Here is a 15,392-nt window from a genome sequence, read left to right as displayed (position 1 = left end):
CAATATAATCAGATGGCGGCGGACAGTAGCTAATCTTAAGACAATAAAATTGGGTTCCGATTTACACCCTATCCACAAAATTATTATAATACGTAGTAATGTAAAAAGTAAAGTTTTATTAAGAAACCGTAATTTATTTGTGAGGAATTACATCTATTTAAAAACGTTTGCGGGATGAATGGATCCTATTAATCTTTGGGCTTTGCATTTACAATTATCATGCAATGAAGACATCCAAAGACTGTTTTTATAAAATATTGAAAAAAACTTCAGATTTCTCAAATAAATTCAATAAGGAAATTACTCTGAGGGAAAGCAGTGCTGGTAATATCACCAGGAAAGATCACTTAATAAAACCATGAAACATCAACAAAAAAACAATAAAAGCGCTTCCATAATTTATAAAATATTCGTATCGTTTATCGCATTCATGTTTATCATTGGCATTTCCTCATCTGCCATTTTAGGGACCAGCTCCAGCCGGCAGAAGAAACAGGCGCAGCAATTTGCCGAAGCGGGCGCGGCAGCTGAAACCGCTGGAAATTTGGAAGGCGCGCTTTCTGATTATTCACAGGCTATTGAACGCTATTCGGCCTATTACGAAATGTATTATTCCCGCGCCAGGGTCAGTTACCAGTTGGCTGATTATCAGTCGGCTCTTTCCGACCTGGATGTTTATCTCAGTTCAAATCCTGAAGATGGTGCCGGTGCATATAAACTGCGCGGTTTGTGCCATTTTGCTTTGGATCAGTTCAGTTCAGCTGTGGATGATTTCACCGAGGTCATTCTTAACAGCCCCGAATCATTGGACGCTTATTACCAGCGCGGCGTGTCGAAATCCAAGGTCGGCGATTACCAGAGCGCTATTCCTGATCTCGCTATCTATTTATCCAAATATGGCAGCAATACCGAAGCGCTCATGCTGCTGAGCCAATTGTACGGCCTGACCGGCGACTGGGAAAATTCCTACAAGATTTGTAAACAACTGGAAACCTACCAACCGGATTCGGCCAATGTCCTGTCTCTGTGCGGCAGCGCTTTGTACAATTCCGGCCAATACGAAGCCGCGTTACCTTATTGGAATAAGGTCCTTGGCCTGGAGCAATCCAGCGCGGATGCCTATTTCAATCGCGGCAACGTCTATTTCAAGCTGGGACAATACGAGCCGGCCGTCCAGGATTACAACCAATCGCTGGCCCTGGCGCCCGAATATGCCGACGCGTATAAAAATCGCGGGCTTTCCTACCAACGCCTAGGTGATTTGGATCAATCCCTTAGCGACCTTCAGACAGCTCTATCCCTTAACCCGGAAGATATCACCATCTTGATCAGCCTGAGCCTGTCCTACTCCGCATTAGAGGAATACGATTCCGCTTTGCAGTATCTGGATCAGGCGCTCGCGCTTAATCCAGATTACGATGATATCTACTATCAGCGCGGGAACGTATACTATGCCATGGAGGATTATGATTCCGCCATTGAGCAATATTCGCAAGCCATCGACCATCAAGCCAGTCTGGAGAACAGCTATTACAATCGCGGTTTGGCTTACCTGAAAATCGGCGAGAAAGACCTGGCCAAACAGGATTTGCAGAACTTGCGTGAACTGACCACCAATGAAGATATCATCGCTGCGATCGACAAGATTCTAAAGGAATTGGAATAACACCGGCGAATTGCTCCCGCCCGTCTCACGATTCAGGTATAAGCGTGGGCGTGGGAATAGCCAGCGGTATGTAAGGCGCAAAAATAACATCTTCGTAGCCCAGATCGTCCAGCAGACGCTCGATGAATATCTCCGCGTTGTCATTGGCCTGCTGCAGGATGCCGTCTTCCACAGCTGCCTGGTAAATTTCCTGTTCGGCTGCCTGGCGTGCTAAAGTTTCCAAGTCCGGGTCGCCTTTTCGGAACAATCCCGTTTCACGGTCGTACACGCTGGACTTTTGGTTGTCCAGTGTTGCGACAAAAATTTCAGGATCGGGCAAATCCACCTGCACCACACCATCGGAAATGCTGATGTCGTCCCGGCTCAAATCGGATAAGTCAACACCCGCAATCACCACCCCGTGCGCGATCAACAGCAGCCGGTCGCCAAACAGTTCGCCCAAGATCTCCTGCCCGGTCTCGGCTGTGACCACCTTCTCAACTGAATATTGGATGGTCTCCAAACGCGCCAGCACCTTCACCTCGTTCACGATGGTCACCGGATCCGGCAGGATGGTGGGTGTCGGGTGCAGCACCGCTGCCACCTGTGTTTTCATGTCGCTGTTGGCTGCTTGAATTGGGTTCACCACGCTGTTGGTTAGTTGGCGGAAGCCATAATATGCGCCCACGCCAGCCAGAACGAGAATTAAAACGATTGTCCCAATAATGATCAGTATGTTTTTCATGTCTTCCTCACGACTTATTGGATAAGATTATCTATCCTTTAATAATACCGGCTTTATGATTTTATTCTCTGACATCACGTCAATCCGCAATCAAGGGTATTTTAACAGCCCTTTTTCTTAAGCAAATCAAATCGACCTAATTGGCAAATTTACCTGCAAAGGTTGAAATCATGCTCGTTTTTTTCTATACTCAATAAGCAGTAATAATACTGAAACAGAAAGAAGGGTCACATGAGTGTAGCAAAAATAACAGAAATAAAAGTATCCTCGGCCAAAAGTTTTGATGATGCGGTGCGTGAGGGAATTGCCCGCGCGAATAAGACACTGAAAAACGTTCGTTCCGCCTGGGTCAAAGATTTTGAAGTGATTGTCGATGAGCAAGGTCAAATCACTGAATACCGGGTATTAATGAAAGTATCCTTTATCCTCGAAGATTAATCTAACCGTTATTAAGAACATTCAGGTTTTCCTGGCGGTCAGGAAGACCTGAGCAATTATTGTATTTATCATCAACCCATATCACTTGAAAGAATCAATGAAAGACACGGAGCTCTTCACAATTCAATATCCTCCGGTCCGCCAATTCACCGCGGATATCGGCCGCATCGACCACGGTAAACATTATGTGCGTTCACTGTTGGAAGTGGATGTGACCGAGGCGCTGCAGAAACTCAAAGCCATGCGCGCTCCTGGGAAAAAGGTTTCCTTCCTGGCCTGGTTCGTCAAAGTGCTGGCGGATGCGGTCGCCCAACACCCGCCCATCAATGGCATCCGGCAGGGCCGCAGCAAAGTGGTTGTATTCAAGGAAGTGAACATCAGCGTGATCGTGGAAAAGAAAGTGGACGGCAAAGCCGTGCCGCTGCCGCTGGTTCTGCGCAATGTGGGCGCCAAAACATCCCTGGAGTTAAACGCTGAGATTCAGGCGGCTGTTGACCAATCCGTTGAGCATGCCGGCAACCTGGTCCTCGGCCGTGGGGAAAACGAAGGTCTGCTCAACCTGGCGCTGGTCTTGCCGCAGTGGCTGCGCCTGGCTTTCATGCGCGCTTTTATCCTCGGCAGCCCGCGCCGTGTGCAGGATATGATGGGAACCGTGATGATCTCCTCCCTGGGCACTGTCGGTCGTCTCAGCGGCTGGATGCTGCCCACCAGCATGCACCCACTCAGCATCGGTATCGGAACGCTCAATAAAAAGCCGGCCATCCATCAGGGTGCGATCGAAAAACGGGACATCCTGCACCTCACGATTGCCTTTGACCACGATGTCATCGACGGCATGCCAGCCCTGGCCTTCGTGGACGATTTGGTTTCTCGTTTGGAAGCCGGCGCCGGGTTGGAGTAAATCCTATATAAAAACCACCTTCCTTTTAAATACAGCAATATAATAGCTGCCCTTCTCTATCCGCATCATGAAGGATTCGCGGAACTTTGAAATCTTTTCTACAACTTTTTTGATGAAAAATCCGTATATATAAATGTCAACAAGAGTTAGATAAAGGAGAAAAGATGGACAGTGAAAACAGAACAGTTGAAAATGATTGTGGAAAAACCAAGATTATTCATCGCGGCCATACTTCAGAAGCCGTATACGGTCTAGGTTTGATTGGCGCATGGGTTTACTTCATCGGTACCGCAGGGACATTCTGGCTGGGCGTGTTAGGCTTTCTGAAGGGTTTAGTATGGCCTGCCTTCCTGGTCTATGCAGCCCTGAAATCTCTGGGATTGTAATCCCAACCGCTCCTCGTATTTTCTGATCCGGTTTAATATTTACCGGCCCTATTGGCTGCCCTGTGCAGCTCGGGGCCGGATTTGTTTATATGAATGACAAATATCTTAATTCTATTAACTTGCTCCTCCCGCGATTCCTTTCATGTCGACTTGTGATAATATATGTTCTCCATTAGGTTTACTGTCTGAAAAATTTATTTATAAAGAGGAAAAGAATATGTCCGATATCCCCACCCCCCATATTGAAGCTACATCGAAAGACGAAATTGCCAAAGTCGTCCTGATGCCCGGCGACCCGCTGCGCGCCAAGAAAATCGCGGAAACCTATCTGAAAGACGTCAAGCAGTTCAACCAGGTCCGCGGTATGCTCGGTTTCACCGGTACCTACAAAGGTAAACGCGTCAGCGTGATGGGTTCGGGCATGGGTTTCGGCTCCATCGGCATTTACTCCTACGAACTGTTCAAATTCTACGACGTGGATACCATCATCCGTATCGGTTCCTGTGGCGCCTCCCGCCCCGACATTAAAGTCATGGATATCGTCCTGGCCGACAAAGCATTCTCCACCGAGACCTTCGCCAAGGAAGCCCACGGCTATGATGACAAACTGATCGAAGGCAGCCAGATGGTCGCCGACACCATCCGCGAGGTGGCCAAAGAGAACAACATCAAGATGCATGAAGGCAATATTGCCTCCGGCAACGTCTTCTACTCTTCTGTGCGTGACGACTGGGAAAAACTGGAAAAAGAAAACGGCATCATCGCCGCGGAAATGGAAGCTTTCGCGCTGTTCGCCAATGCCAAAGCCACCAACAAGAATGGCGCCTGCCTGCTGACCGTCTCGGACAGCAAGTACGACCACGAAAAGAACCTCACCGCCGAAGCGCGCCAGAACGCCTTCGACGCCATGATGGTCCTGGCTCTGGAAACTGCCGCCAAATTGGTCGACTGATCGGAAAAATCAGTCCATTTATGGACGGAACATATTTATCAGGAAAAGAATATAAACACCTCTCGGAAAAAACGAGAGGTGTTTTGTCATACGTGGGAAGATGGAAAGCAACCCTGGAAAGATTATAAATTGCCACAGAAAAATATTATGTGTGCTTCATCCATGAATTGCTAAATATAAAATTTGATCAAAAAAACTATCCTGGTTCTTCTCTTCCGACTGGAAGTAGCGATGTGAGAAGCCTTTCAGTTGCTCTGGGTTTATCCGGGTTTAATCCCTTTTCTATAGTCAGGTAGTATGTCAATAATTGGATAACAGGCAAGTACACTAATCCCGCAAGATAAGGGTCAGTGAAATCGCTAACGTTTATAACATAGTCAGAATAATCGCTCACATCGATGGTTTTAGGGCAAATGGCGATACTTGTCCCGCCAAAATCTTTGACCATTTTTAAAAGATCAATGGAGAGATTAAGGTCCTCTTTCATAATCAGGATTACTACCAAAGTCTTATCGGTGATTGCACTAACCGGACCAACCCATAATGCTGCTGTATTCTCACCTCTTGTCACAGTAAGACTGGCTTCCTGCAATTTTATCGCCGCTTCAAGCGCTACACCATGATTGCTGCAGGTTCCAACAGTAAATATCTGAGTAAATTCATGGATCTTTGGAAGAATTTTAAGAATTTGTTTATCTGCGATATTAATGGTTTCTGAAATTTGTGTATCGATTGATTCTAAAATATCAATTCTTTTTTCAGCTTTCTGATCTTCAACTTTCGCAAAAGCCAATCCGAGTCGCATGATCATCGCCGAACAAGTGGATACGCTTTTAGTTTTTGGGAATGCGATCTCTGAGCCTTCATGGGTCCTTAATATTATTTCCGCAGATTGCGCCAATAAACTATTTTCAACGCCTGTTATGGCAATAGTGAATGCACCTTTTGTTTTCGATTTGTGCATAGCTTCAATCGCTGCCCCGCGTTCTCCCGAACGTGATACAGAAATGACTGCGGTTTTCTCGTCAATCCATGAATCCTCGTAATAAATAAATTCTTCAGAGTCAATGATTAGCGTATTGTACTGACTATGAATATGAAGAAGAGGTTCGGCTATGGCAGCGGCAGTAAATGAACTTCCCAGCCCATTAATAACAACCTTTTTAATTTCTTTTTCCTTTAATATTCGCTGCAATGCCCTGACATCTCTTTCATTTTCATGAAGTGTCTTTCTCACAACATCGGGATTTTCGTAAATGTAGTCGATCATTTTAAATCGCATGATGATATCCAATCTATTGATTCTGCTAAAGGAGTGATTCGTAAATCTTTGTAAACGCTTATCTGTTCACAAAGACCTAACAAGTAAAACCTCAAGAATTATTCAAGATTATTGAATAGAATCTCTCCACCTACCATCGTGAGCCTTACATTAAAGGATTCATCAAACAAAATCAGATCCGCAGCCTTGCCTGCTGAAATCGACCCGATTTTATTGTCATATCCAATAACCTTTGCGGGATTTTGAGTTGCCATGCAAATCGCATCCTGAACACTTGCTCCTGTGAGTTCATGCATGTTTTTTACGCACTTATTAAGCATCGCTACACTACCTGCCAAACCGCCCCCTTCGTCGGTAGCTTTTCCATTCTTAACACAAATACGCAAGCCAAATTCTTCATAAATCCCATCTGGTAATCCTGCGCCCTTGATTGCATCGGTTATCAATACAATGCGATCTTTACCCAGACATTTCAGGAGAAGCTTCATTGCAGCGGGATGAATATGGACTCCATCCGCAATAAGCTCGGCGGTGACTTTTTCAGAGGTTAGGATTGCCCCCACTGCACCGGGTGCACGATGGTTAAATCCAGACAAAGCATTGAACATATGAGTGACATGCGTGAAATCACCTGACAATGCTTTTTTCGCTAATTCATATTCGCAATTGGAATGTCCCATTGCAATTGTCGCACCTGCGTTCTTAAACTCTCGCGCAACTTCCATTGCATTCGGAAGCTCGGGAGCCATTGTGACCTGTTTTATCCATCCTTTTGCATAATTTATGCACTCGCGTGCTTCTTCTAAATCGGGCAATCTCAACCATTCGGGAACAAAGGCTCCTATCTTTTCATGGCTAATAAACATGCCTTCAAGATGTAATCCTAAGGGCCTTGCACCCTGCGCTGGTTCCTCAAATACAGGGATAAGTTTCTTAATAATTTCTGCGGTTATCTGTTTGGTAGGTGCTGAGATTGACGCCAAAAATCCGGTAACACCGGTTTCAATCAACCATTTCGAATGTGCCCGAAGGTCTTCAGCAGGATCGTCACCTTCTCCGAGTGAAATTCCGTTCCCACCATGATTATGAAGGTCAATCAACCCCGGAGATAACCATAGGTCGGGTACGATTAATTTTTCAAATTGATTATTTGGTACCTCTTCTTTACGGCCCACGTAATCGATGATTCCGTTCTCATTCACCAGGACACAGGAATTATCTAAAGATTCATTTGGAGTGATTATTCTTTTTGCTTCTATATATATTGGCTTTGGCATTTTGGTATTTCCTATTCTAATTTTTGAAATTAAATAAAATATTTAATAGATTCACATACTCATTAGAAGGTTGATTAAATCCACTCCGGAAACGTTTCTTCAATAATCGGCCAATAATCTGTGTCCGGGTCTGTTGGCATCATTCGACAGGTAATTCGGATACCCTTCTCATGTAATTTCCTTAAGGATTTAACCCCTGATTCTGTCATGTAAACCGTGTTGGATAATTTTTTCGCGCCCCTTACAAAAGCTTGATTGCCCAGGTTCAGCATTTCCATATCCAACCCTTTTTCGACTAACGCAAAGCCGTCTTCAGGCAGCTTGGCGATGATAAAGATTTTTTCGTTTTCTGCCTCTTTGCTTTTACAATAGGCCACACAATCCTCTATAGAGAATACGGATATCTTTGCTCCAATGGGCGTTATAGCTTTTAACAGAGTGATCTGAAGAGGATCACTTGCGACTTTATCATTTGTAACAATCAAATGGTCTATTTCAATGTGCGACTTCCAGGACACTAAAACCTGCCCGTGAATTAATCGGTTATCCATGCGAACGTGTGTTACAGTCATTGTCCGTCTCCTCATTCCTCATTATTCATTACTTTTTTCGAATTTCCTTTGGAATAGTCTTAATGCTATCCACACCAACATCCAGCACGTATTTGTAAATTGATCCCAAATCTTCCTTCTCTCTGCAAAGTACAGCCTCAAGAACTATGGGTAAGTTGACTCCCGCAATCACTTCTATTTTTCTGTTTGATTCCATGTAAATACGCATCGCAACATTAAAGGGCGTTGCGCCAAATAAATCGGTAAAAATCAGGACTCCCTCTCCCATATCAATTAAAGAGAGTGAATCTTCAACGTTCTTTTTCAAATCTTCGGGAGATTGAGATTCATTGAATGCTATGGCTTGAATCTGTTTTTGTTCTCCAGTTATCATGGAAACCGCATCTAAAAGTCCTGATGCAAATCTGCCATGAGAAATAATAATAATTCCAACCATTGATTCACCTTTGCAGCAAATTTTCAAAAAATAAATAATTCATTATTAATCATCAAACTGAAACCCTGGTCCAAAAATAAAGACAGCCGGAACCATTCAAATTTAAGAGTGCCTGATCAATTCAATCAGAAAGCAGGGAGATTAGAAAATATCATCCCTGCTTCTTCTCGTAAGCTTAGATTTCTTTATGCAAAAATACCGACGGCTCCGCCAATAAATCCAATCGCAATTAGCAAGTAGATAACCTGAATTGGATTCCAATTCTTCTTCTTAAGCAGCCAATATGCCAGGAAAGTGATCAGCATTGGAAGTAAATATGGCATGATAGCGTCCAATTGTGCCTGGATTTCAACAACTTGGGTTACAACCTCGCCGCCAATCTCAATTTCCTTTGAGAACTGAATTGGGGTAGAAAGAGACACGATCGAGGGTGCAAAACCACCAACCACGATGAGGCCTACAATGGTGGCAAATTCTGTAATTTTCGCAAATGCACCGCTTCCCAATGAAGAAAGCAAATTTGCGCCTTGCTCATAAGCCCACATAAATTGCCAGTACCGAACAGCCATGTAAGGGAAAAACACCAACAGGATTACCAGAATGGGTCCAAAAACATTACCGCTCAGGGCCATGATTGAGCCAATACTGAAGATAATGCTATTATAAAGTGCCCACACTACGGTATCACCGATGCCTGCCATGGGGCCCATCAGGCCTACCTTGAAACCTTCAGTCGTATCAATAGATGCCCCGGCTTCTTCCAGGGCGATATGGGCACCCAGAATCAAAGGAGCGCCGACGACCGGATTCGTGTTAAAAAAGTTCAGGTTTGCAATAAACGCTTCTTTAAAATCATCTGGATCCGGATGAGTTTTCTTAAGAATGGGCAGCATGGCAAAACAATAGCCAACAGATTGCATACGCTCATAATTCCATCCAAATTGGAATGCCAGGATGAAACGCCAAAACGACTTCATAAGGTCGGCTTTTTCGATCTTTACACTTTTGTCAGTCATCTTAAGCCTCCATCTTCTGATTTTTTGTATATTGGTAAATCAAGGACACTGCAACCGCGGAGAGGGCAAGTCCAACTAATGGAACATTCATAAACGCATACAAGACGAAACCGAGAATCAGGAAAGCCGGGAACTTTCCAACTGGCATTATTTTTAACAGCATGGCAAATCCAAGCGCCGGTAAAATGCCGCCGGCGGTGTTGATTCCATTGCTAATCCACGGGTATGTATCGAAGAACGTTCCCACAAGCTTCACCGCCGGTTCCCCAAGGGCAACTGCGGCAAATACAGGCAATCCGCGTGACAAACCATAGGGGACATGACTGAATAAGTACATCATACGGTCAAAACCTTTGACGTCCCCCGCCTCAGCAAATTTGTCCGCTTTATGGACAAAAACGTTGTTTATCATGCCGGCTATAACATCCATTTGGGTCAGCAGCAATGCCGCAGGAATTGCGAGAGCAATACCCACTTCATAATTTCCGCCTTTTCCAAAAAATGTTCCGAGGATAGCACCAACTGTAAAATCGGGAATTGAAGCGCCGCCATAGTTATAAACACCTAAGGCCATCAATTCCAGGGTGCCGCCAATCATAAGGCCGGTTTGTACGTCTCCAACAATTAAACCGGCGCCAAAAGCAGCGATTAGGGGGCGAAATCCCATGAAGAACGACGTTCCCAACATATCAGTCATACACAAATATGCCCAAAGGGCTAATAATAGTGCGGAAAGAATATTAGACATAATTTTTCTCCTTAATTAGATTGATAACTTCTATAAAAATCACGAAATGGTTCGATATTTACCTCCTCTTATCAATGTGGTTTATTGTTATATTATGTGCTTTTTGTTGATTATTTTTGTTATATTTTGTTAATATATCACCGTAAAATGATAATGTCAATGCTAATTTTGCAATATAATAAACAAAATATTACATACGATGGTGTTGCAAATAAATGTTACAAGTCAAACGTCAACTTAAAATAAAAGAGTTCTTGGTTGAAAAAGGTTTCGCTAGTGTTGAAGAGCTAAGCGATTATTTTGCGGTATCGGAAATGACCATTCGTCGTGATTTGGACGAACTCGATAAGCAGGGATTTATTCAGAGGGTTCATGGGGGCGCCATGTTGAACGACCCCGCTTTTTTTGAGATGTCCGTCTCTGCTAAATCCACTCAATTCACTAATGAAAAAGAGCAAATAGGAAAAGCAGCTGCCGATTTTGTAAAAGACGGCTCCACCATATTAATCGATGCTGGAACGACTACTCTGGAAATAGTAAAGAATCTTAAGCAAAAAAGGATATCCCTAATTACGAATGGCTTGAACATCGCCCTCGAGTTAACCCCATGCCCGCAAATAGAATTGTTTTTAGTCGGAGGCATGCTTCTAAAAAATGTTCAACATACAGTCGGGCCCCAGACGATTGCCTTTCTTGAAGACTTCCATGCAGACATCGCTTTTATTGGCGTTGAAGGTGTTCATCCGACCACCGGTATTAGCGTCCCCGATATTTTGGATGCGAGCGTAAAACGCACGATGATGAGTATTGCCAAAAAATCCATTGTCGTAGCCGATTTTAGCAAGATTGGTCGCAATACCAAAGCGAAAATTAATCCTATCAGTAGCGTTGATTTAATTATTACCAATTCGAAAGCTGATAAGGAAATAATTCGCGAACTTAAAGAATTAACTGAAGTAATGATCATTGATTAGCCATCTGCGCCTCGGCGCGCAACGATTGGGGAAAACCCTTTCATAAATTCAGATCTGTATAAATTAACATCTCCTGTCAATCGACAGGAGATGTTTTTACTTGAGCAATATATTCTTTCTGTTAATCAAAACCAATGTTCAAATGACAGTAAAATTCCTCGCCATCCAGCATCACAATCGCGTTGCCATAATCATCCGAAAGGATCTGGTATTGGCTGATGGAAGTCCGGTTGTCGTCCAATACCTTTCTGGCTTTCCAATCGGCTAAATTGAAGGACGGCCAGCGATTGCGGTACGAATCCTGCGCCTCTGACGTCAGGCGCTCGTTCTGACAGGCCAGCGCCGCGCCAATCCCGCTGCGGATGTCCGCCGGATATGCTTCACTATTGAATTCCTCCGCCATTCCGGGAATTGCGTCGCTGCTCAATGTGGTTAAATACTGAGCGTCCAATTCCATACCCTGTTCCGCCCGGTTCAAGTTCTGGCGCACGATGAAAGCATCCACATTGATCAGGTTCAAGGTGAGCACAAAACCCAGCGATGCCGCCAGCACCGCGTTGGCAAAAGCGCGCGGTTGGTTCATTATCTCCAGCACTACAGTACCCGCCAGCAGCAGCCCCAGCCACAGGATGAAGAAGTGTGAGTAAGTGCGCAGGCGTGAGAATCCGTAGGCGGATTCGTACAGCGACAAACGCTGGTAGGATGAAACCAGGATGACCAGGGTCAAAGCCACCAACCCGACGATCAGCCCAGTTAATAGTTTGCGTTGTTTCGGCGTTTCGATTTTCAGGGCCGTCCGCAGCACCTGGATCATCAACAGGCTGAAAACGGCCACCCAGATCAGTTCGCCGAATCCGCGCCGGGCATACTCGGCGTAAGTAAATCCAGCCTGGCTGATATTCAATTCGCCCGAGAAGAAATAGCGGAACTGGATGGCGACGAACACACTGAACAGGACCATCACCGCGCTCAACACGGTTGCGCCTTCTGTAAACCCCAGGAATGGTTTTACGGCCAAGTCAGACGTCTCTGTTTTTTGACCGTAAACCTCGGCAACCTTGACCAGTCCAATCATCATGAAGGCGATCAGCAGCGCAAGGATGCCCTGTCCAAAGTACTCGCCAATATTCTCAATCCTGAAACTTTGCAGCAGGCCTTCCACCCGCTGGGAAAAGACCATATCCGCAGAGGACAACAGCAAAGTGAACACAAGCAACACCGGTACAGCCAGCAGTAACCCCCGCAGGATCGGCAGGATGGCACTTCTCTTCTGCGCCGGGTTCACCTCACCGGAAGATTTCGATTCAAAGAATATAAATTTCCAGGGGAATACGATCAGCCCGCCCAAAACGGTAAAACCCTCCTGGACGTATTTAAAAAGATTGTAGTGGGTCCAGGCGCTGTTATGGTACGTAGCGGCCAGGATAGCTGTGAACAGCAGGGTGAGCATATAGCTCAATATATTAGTCAACGGGTCTTTGCGGATGAAGGTAAAAACCGCAAGCAGGACAATCAGACCCACAAGCAAGAAGTTGGCCTTTGACGGAATTATCCCTTCGGACCGCAGCAGGAAAAATGCCCCGGCCAGGCAAATCACAATGAACACCGGGAAGGAAATTCCGGGTGCTTTTTTCCAGAACAACACATCCCATACAATCCCAATCAACAATGCGAGTGGCAATAAATATTTCTTGATCATGTCACCTCTTTCTTATTTGCAGACTAGCCTATCTGGAAACCTCTCTCAATACCTATCAAGAATTAATATAGGTTTTATATTATTCCCTTCTTAAATGAAAGACAAGAGACAATCAGTCGTAAGCACATCCCTGACATCCACGATGAGATAAAACAAACGTTAATTAATAACAACAAATAGAGCGTGGACGTTTAAATACAGTCAACCAATTACCGGGAAGAAATTGTCTATTTTTATTATGGAACGGGGTTGGATGATATCGTTATCGTCTTTACGAGCTTTTAAATAAAAACAACAGCCGGGAATATGGCTGTTGTTTTTTTCGTTTATCATATCCCTAACCGCTAAAACAGGGGGATGTGTTTTTCACCTGCACCGTAAAGTGCGGAAATAGAAAGTTATCTCAAAGCCTGCTGCCCGCTGGCCGTGTAGATTTCGTACCACTCAAAATGTTTCAAATGAACATCTTCTGCCTTGATGGCGGCATCCAGGCGATTCAGGTTTTTTGAACCGACGATAGGCACAGCGCCCACCGGGTGGTACATGATCCATGCGTAAATAATAGTGGTTGGTTCTACACCATAACGCTGCGCGATCTCCGTGATCTTCGCCATGGCTTTCTCACTCAACGCGTCACCCTGGGAGAAAAGGCGTCCGCCGGCCAGTGGTGACCAGATCATCGGGTGGATTTTCTTCTGTGTAAGGAAATCGATCATGCCGGAGTTGAAATGCTCAAAACACACCGGATTCCACTCGATCTGATTGGTCACCAGTTCCCCGCCCATTTCCCGGTTGAGGGCATCAAATTTAAAGGGGTCAAAGTTGGACACACCCACTTCCAATGCCAGGCCTTCTTTTTTTATTTGCTTCAAAGCGCGCGCGGTATCAGCGAAATCGATGCAGGGATCTTCGCGGTGGATCAGGTACAAATCCACATAATCCGTTCCCAGCCGCTTCAGGCTTTCCTTGCAGGATTTCATCACCCGCTCATAAGTGGTGTCGTAATAAGTGAAATTCTCACTGTTGACGTTAGCGCGGAAAATACCGGTTTTGGTAACCAACTGCACCTGCCCGCGCAGCCCTTTGTCTTTGCGGAAAGCATCCCCCATCAGGGTCTCGCACAACGTATCCGCGTAAATCTCTGCGGTATCCAGCGTGGTCACGCCGCGTTCAACGCAGGCATGCATGTGCTCGATCAGTTGGTCTGTTGAAAAATCCCAGCCGTCCAGGCGCCAATAGCCCTGCGCTACCGCTGATATGGATAACTTCTCGCTTAGTTTGATTGTCTTCATTTAATAATGCTTCCTTTACGCGTATGCGTGCTTCTTCATATCCAGCGCCACGGCGCTGCAGATGATGAGGCCTTTGATGATCAACTGCCAGTTCGGGTTGACGCCGATAAAGGCCAGACCGTAGCTGATGATGGTGAAGATGATCACGCCGATCACCACACCCGAGATCTTTCCGATGCCGCCGCTGAGGGAGACGCCGCCCACCACGCAAGCGGAAATGGCGTCAAATTCATATGAAAAGCCGTAGGCGCTGTTCGCGCCGCCCGTGCGCGCCACTTCCAAAATACCGGCAAAACCCACCAGGATACTCTCGATGACGAAGGCGCTGATAATGATCTTGTTCACATCCACACCCGATACTTTGGCGGCGTCCGGATTCCCGCCTACCGCGTAGATGTTCTTGCCGAACACGGTCTTGTTGAGCACGAACCAGGCCACGAACGTCACCGCGATGGCAATGAATACCAGCAGACTGATCTCACCGAGAACCTTGGTGCTGCTCAGAAAGGTCAATCCTTCGCGGATACCGCCAATTGGCTGGCCGCGATTCGGCTCCTGTGAAATGTACAAGCTGTTGATCCCATACACGATGGTCATCATGCCAAAAGTGGCGATGAACGGCGCCATCTTCAACTTCGCCACCATCAGGCCATTAGCATAACCGATCACGGCCACTACGGCAATCGCGATCACGACGGGAATGATGATCGGAATTTGCGGAAGGTTGGGATAAAAGCGTCCGGCGTAAGTAGCCGTCTGGCTCATGGAAGCCACGATCACAGCCGCCAACCCCACCTGGCGTCCGCCGGAAAGGTCGGTTCCACCCAGCAGCAGGGTGAAAAGCAGGCCGATGGCTACAATGAGTTTGATGGATGACTGGGTCAGGATATCTTTGATGACACGCCACTGCAAAAAAGCAGGTTCAATAATAACAATACTTGCAATCATCGCAATGAGAACAAGGATCAATGCTTTATCAAAAATGAAATCTTTGATGGAAGTTTTTTTCGTGGGTTTACCGTTCATTTC

General features: G+C 45.6%; 16 protein-coding genes. 6 read left to right on the top strand and 10 right to left on the bottom strand.

Annotated elements, in window-relative coordinates:
- The first annotated feature begins 358 nt into the window (after positions 1-358).
- Complete coding sequence (locus Pelsub_RS04285) at positions 359-1,666, top strand: tetratricopeptide repeat protein (protein ID WP_116224949.1); 1,308 nt, start codon at positions 359-361, stop codon at positions 1,664-1,666.
- Positions 1,667-1,691: 25 nt separating this feature from the next.
- Here the strand turns inward: Pelsub_RS04285 and Pelsub_RS04280 are convergent, their stop codons facing one another.
- Positions 1,692-2,390 (bottom strand): DUF4230 domain-containing protein, encoded by a 699-nt coding sequence (locus Pelsub_RS04280; protein ID WP_116224950.1) that lies wholly within the window; start codon positions 2,388-2,390, stop codon positions 1,692-1,694.
- 231 nt (positions 2,391-2,621) lie between these two features.
- Here Pelsub_RS04280 and Pelsub_RS04275 point away from each other — a divergent pair, with 231 nt between their 5' ends.
- From Pelsub_RS04275 to deoD, 4 genes are all read left to right on the top strand, one after another.
- Positions 2,622-2,828 carry a dodecin family protein gene (locus tag Pelsub_RS04275; protein WP_116224951.1) on the top strand — a complete coding sequence of 69 codons (207 nt, stop codon included), beginning with the start codon at positions 2,622-2,624 and terminating at the stop codon, positions 2,826-2,828.
- Positions 2,829-2,925: 97 nt separating this feature from the next.
- Positions 2,926-3,729 carry a 2-oxo acid dehydrogenase subunit E2 gene (locus Pelsub_RS04270; protein WP_116224952.1) on the top strand — a complete coding sequence of 268 codons (804 nt, stop codon included), beginning with the start codon at positions 2,926-2,928 and terminating at the stop codon, positions 3,727-3,729.
- A 164-nt stretch (positions 3,730-3,893) separates the two neighbouring features.
- Positions 3,894-4,115 carry a hypothetical protein gene (locus tag Pelsub_RS04265; protein WP_116224953.1) on the top strand — a complete coding sequence of 74 codons (222 nt, stop codon included), beginning with the start codon at positions 3,894-3,896 and terminating at the stop codon, positions 4,113-4,115.
- 217 nt (positions 4,116-4,332) lie between these two features.
- Entirely contained in the window at positions 4,333-5,067 is a 735-nt protein-coding gene (deoD, locus tag Pelsub_RS04260) for a purine-nucleoside phosphorylase (protein ID WP_116224954.1), read from the top strand.
- A 196-nt stretch (positions 5,068-5,263) separates the two neighbouring features.
- Here the strand turns inward: deoD and Pelsub_RS04255 are convergent, their stop codons facing one another.
- The 6 genes from Pelsub_RS04255 to Pelsub_RS04230 all read right to left on the bottom strand — a co-directional run bounded on the left by Pelsub_RS04255 (position 5,264) and on the right by Pelsub_RS04230 (position 10,398).
- The gene (locus tag Pelsub_RS04255; protein ID WP_116224955.1) at positions 5,264-6,349 is read right to left on the bottom strand and encodes an SIS domain-containing protein; all 1,086 of its coding nucleotides are present in this window, start codon (positions 6,347-6,349) and stop codon (positions 5,264-5,266) included.
- A 98-nt stretch (positions 6,350-6,447) separates the two neighbouring features.
- Complete coding sequence (gene nagA, locus Pelsub_RS04250) at positions 6,448-7,626, bottom strand: N-acetylglucosamine-6-phosphate deacetylase (protein WP_116224956.1); 1,179 nt, start codon at positions 7,624-7,626, stop codon at positions 6,448-6,450.
- A 74-nt stretch (positions 7,627-7,700) separates the two neighbouring features.
- Positions 7,701-8,198 carry a PTS system mannose/fructose/N-acetylgalactosamine-transporter subunit IIB gene (locus Pelsub_RS04245; RefSeq protein WP_158674973.1) on the bottom strand — a complete coding sequence of 166 codons (498 nt, stop codon included), beginning with the start codon at positions 8,196-8,198 and terminating at the stop codon, positions 7,701-7,703.
- 28 nt (positions 8,199-8,226) lie between these two features.
- Positions 8,227-8,634 carry a PTS sugar transporter subunit IIA gene (locus Pelsub_RS04240; RefSeq protein WP_116224958.1) on the bottom strand — a complete coding sequence of 136 codons (408 nt, stop codon included), beginning with the start codon at positions 8,632-8,634 and terminating at the stop codon, positions 8,227-8,229.
- Between the two features lie 185 nt (positions 8,635-8,819).
- Positions 8,820-9,650: a PTS system mannose/fructose/sorbose family transporter subunit IID gene (locus tag Pelsub_RS04235; RefSeq protein ID WP_116224959.1), complete on the bottom strand. Its 831-nt coding sequence runs from the start codon at positions 9,648-9,650 to the stop codon at positions 8,820-8,822.
- A 1-nt stretch (position 9,651) separates the two neighbouring features.
- Positions 9,652-10,398: a PTS mannose/fructose/sorbose/N-acetylgalactosamine transporter subunit IIC gene (locus tag Pelsub_RS04230; RefSeq protein ID WP_116224960.1), complete on the bottom strand. Its 747-nt coding sequence runs from the start codon at positions 10,396-10,398 to the stop codon at positions 9,652-9,654.
- A gap of 215 nt (positions 10,399-10,613) precedes the next feature.
- Here Pelsub_RS04230 and Pelsub_RS04225 point away from each other — a divergent pair, with 215 nt between their 5' ends.
- Complete coding sequence (locus Pelsub_RS04225) at positions 10,614-11,372, top strand: DeoR/GlpR family DNA-binding transcription regulator (RefSeq protein ID WP_116224961.1); 759 nt, start codon at positions 10,614-10,616, stop codon at positions 11,370-11,372.
- Between the two features lie 121 nt (positions 11,373-11,493).
- Here Pelsub_RS04225 and Pelsub_RS04220 read toward each other — a convergent pair whose 3' ends face one another.
- The 3 genes from Pelsub_RS04220 to Pelsub_RS04210 all read right to left on the bottom strand — a co-directional run bounded on the left by Pelsub_RS04220 (position 11,494) and on the right by Pelsub_RS04210 (position 15,389).
- Complete coding sequence (locus Pelsub_RS04220; protein WP_116224962.1) at positions 11,494-13,071, bottom strand: DUF4153 domain-containing protein; 1,578 nt, start codon at positions 13,069-13,071, stop codon at positions 11,494-11,496.
- Between the two features lie 398 nt (positions 13,072-13,469).
- The gene (locus tag Pelsub_RS04215; RefSeq protein ID WP_116224963.1) at positions 13,470-14,363 is read right to left on the bottom strand and encodes an aldo/keto reductase; all 894 of its coding nucleotides are present in this window, start codon (positions 14,361-14,363) and stop codon (positions 13,470-13,472) included.
- 15 nt (positions 14,364-14,378) lie between these two features.
- Positions 14,379-15,389: a galactose/methyl galactoside ABC transporter permease MglC gene (locus Pelsub_RS04210; protein ID WP_116224964.1), complete on the bottom strand. Its 1,011-nt coding sequence runs from the start codon at positions 15,387-15,389 to the stop codon at positions 14,379-14,381.
- Positions 15,390-15,392 lie beyond the last annotated feature (3 nt).

The organism is Pelolinea submarina (assembly GCF_003966975.1).
GTDB lineage: Bacteria > Chloroflexota > Anaerolineae > Anaerolineales > Anaerolineaceae > Pelolinea > Pelolinea submarina.
Note: the sequence above shows the minus strand (reverse complement) of the source record. Positions and strands in the feature narration are given on the sequence as shown.

Bases quoted from the DNA above. Each gene is read 5' to 3' on its own strand.
- Pelsub_RS04225 (WP_116224961.1), top strand. From the start codon at position 10,614: ATGTTACAAGTCAAACGTCAACTTAAAATAAAAGAGTTCTTGGTTGAA.
- Pelsub_RS04265 (WP_116224953.1), top strand. From the start codon at position 3,894: ATGGACAGTGAAAACAGAACAGTTGAAAATGATTGTGGAAAAACCAAG.
- Pelsub_RS04235 (WP_116224959.1), bottom strand. From the start codon at position 9,650: ATGACTGACAAAAGTGTAAAGATCGAAAAAGCCGACCTTATGAAGTCG.
- Pelsub_RS04210 (WP_116224964.1), bottom strand. From the start codon at position 15,389: ATGAACGGTAAACCCACGAAAAAAACTTCCATCAAAGATTTCATTTTT.
- Pelsub_RS04230 (WP_116224960.1), bottom strand. From the start codon at position 10,398: ATGTCTAATATTCTTTCCGCACTATTATTAGCCCTTTGGGCATATTTG.
- Pelsub_RS04280 (WP_116224950.1), bottom strand. From the start codon at position 2,390: ATGAAAAACATACTGATCATTATTGGGACAATCGTTTTAATTCTCGTT.
- Pelsub_RS04275 (WP_116224951.1), top strand. From the start codon at position 2,622: ATGAGTGTAGCAAAAATAACAGAAATAAAAGTATCCTCGGCCAAAAGT.
- Pelsub_RS04255 (WP_116224955.1), bottom strand. From the start codon at position 6,349: ATGCGATTTAAAATGATCGACTACATTTACGAAAATCCCGATGTTGTG.
- Pelsub_RS04240 (WP_116224958.1), bottom strand. From the start codon at position 8,634: ATGGTTGGAATTATTATTATTTCTCATGGCAGATTTGCATCAGGACTT.
- deoD (WP_116224954.1), top strand. From the start codon at position 4,333: ATGTCCGATATCCCCACCCCCCATATTGAAGCTACATCGAAAGACGAA.
- Pelsub_RS04245 (WP_158674973.1), bottom strand. From the start codon at position 8,198: ATGACTGTAACACACGTTCGCATGGATAACCGATTAATTCACGGGCAG.
- Pelsub_RS04220 (WP_116224962.1), bottom strand. From the start codon at position 13,071: ATGATCAAGAAATATTTATTGCCACTCGCATTGTTGATTGGGATTGTA.
- Pelsub_RS04285 (WP_116224949.1), top strand. From the start codon at position 359: ATGAAACATCAACAAAAAAACAATAAAAGCGCTTCCATAATTTATAAA.
- Pelsub_RS04215 (WP_116224963.1), bottom strand. From the start codon at position 14,363: ATGAAGACAATCAAACTAAGCGAGAAGTTATCCATATCAGCGGTAGCG.
- nagA (WP_116224956.1), bottom strand. From the start codon at position 7,626: ATGCCAAAGCCAATATATATAGAAGCAAAAAGAATAATCACTCCAAAT.
- Pelsub_RS04270 (WP_116224952.1), top strand. From the start codon at position 2,926: ATGAAAGACACGGAGCTCTTCACAATTCAATATCCTCCGGTCCGCCAA.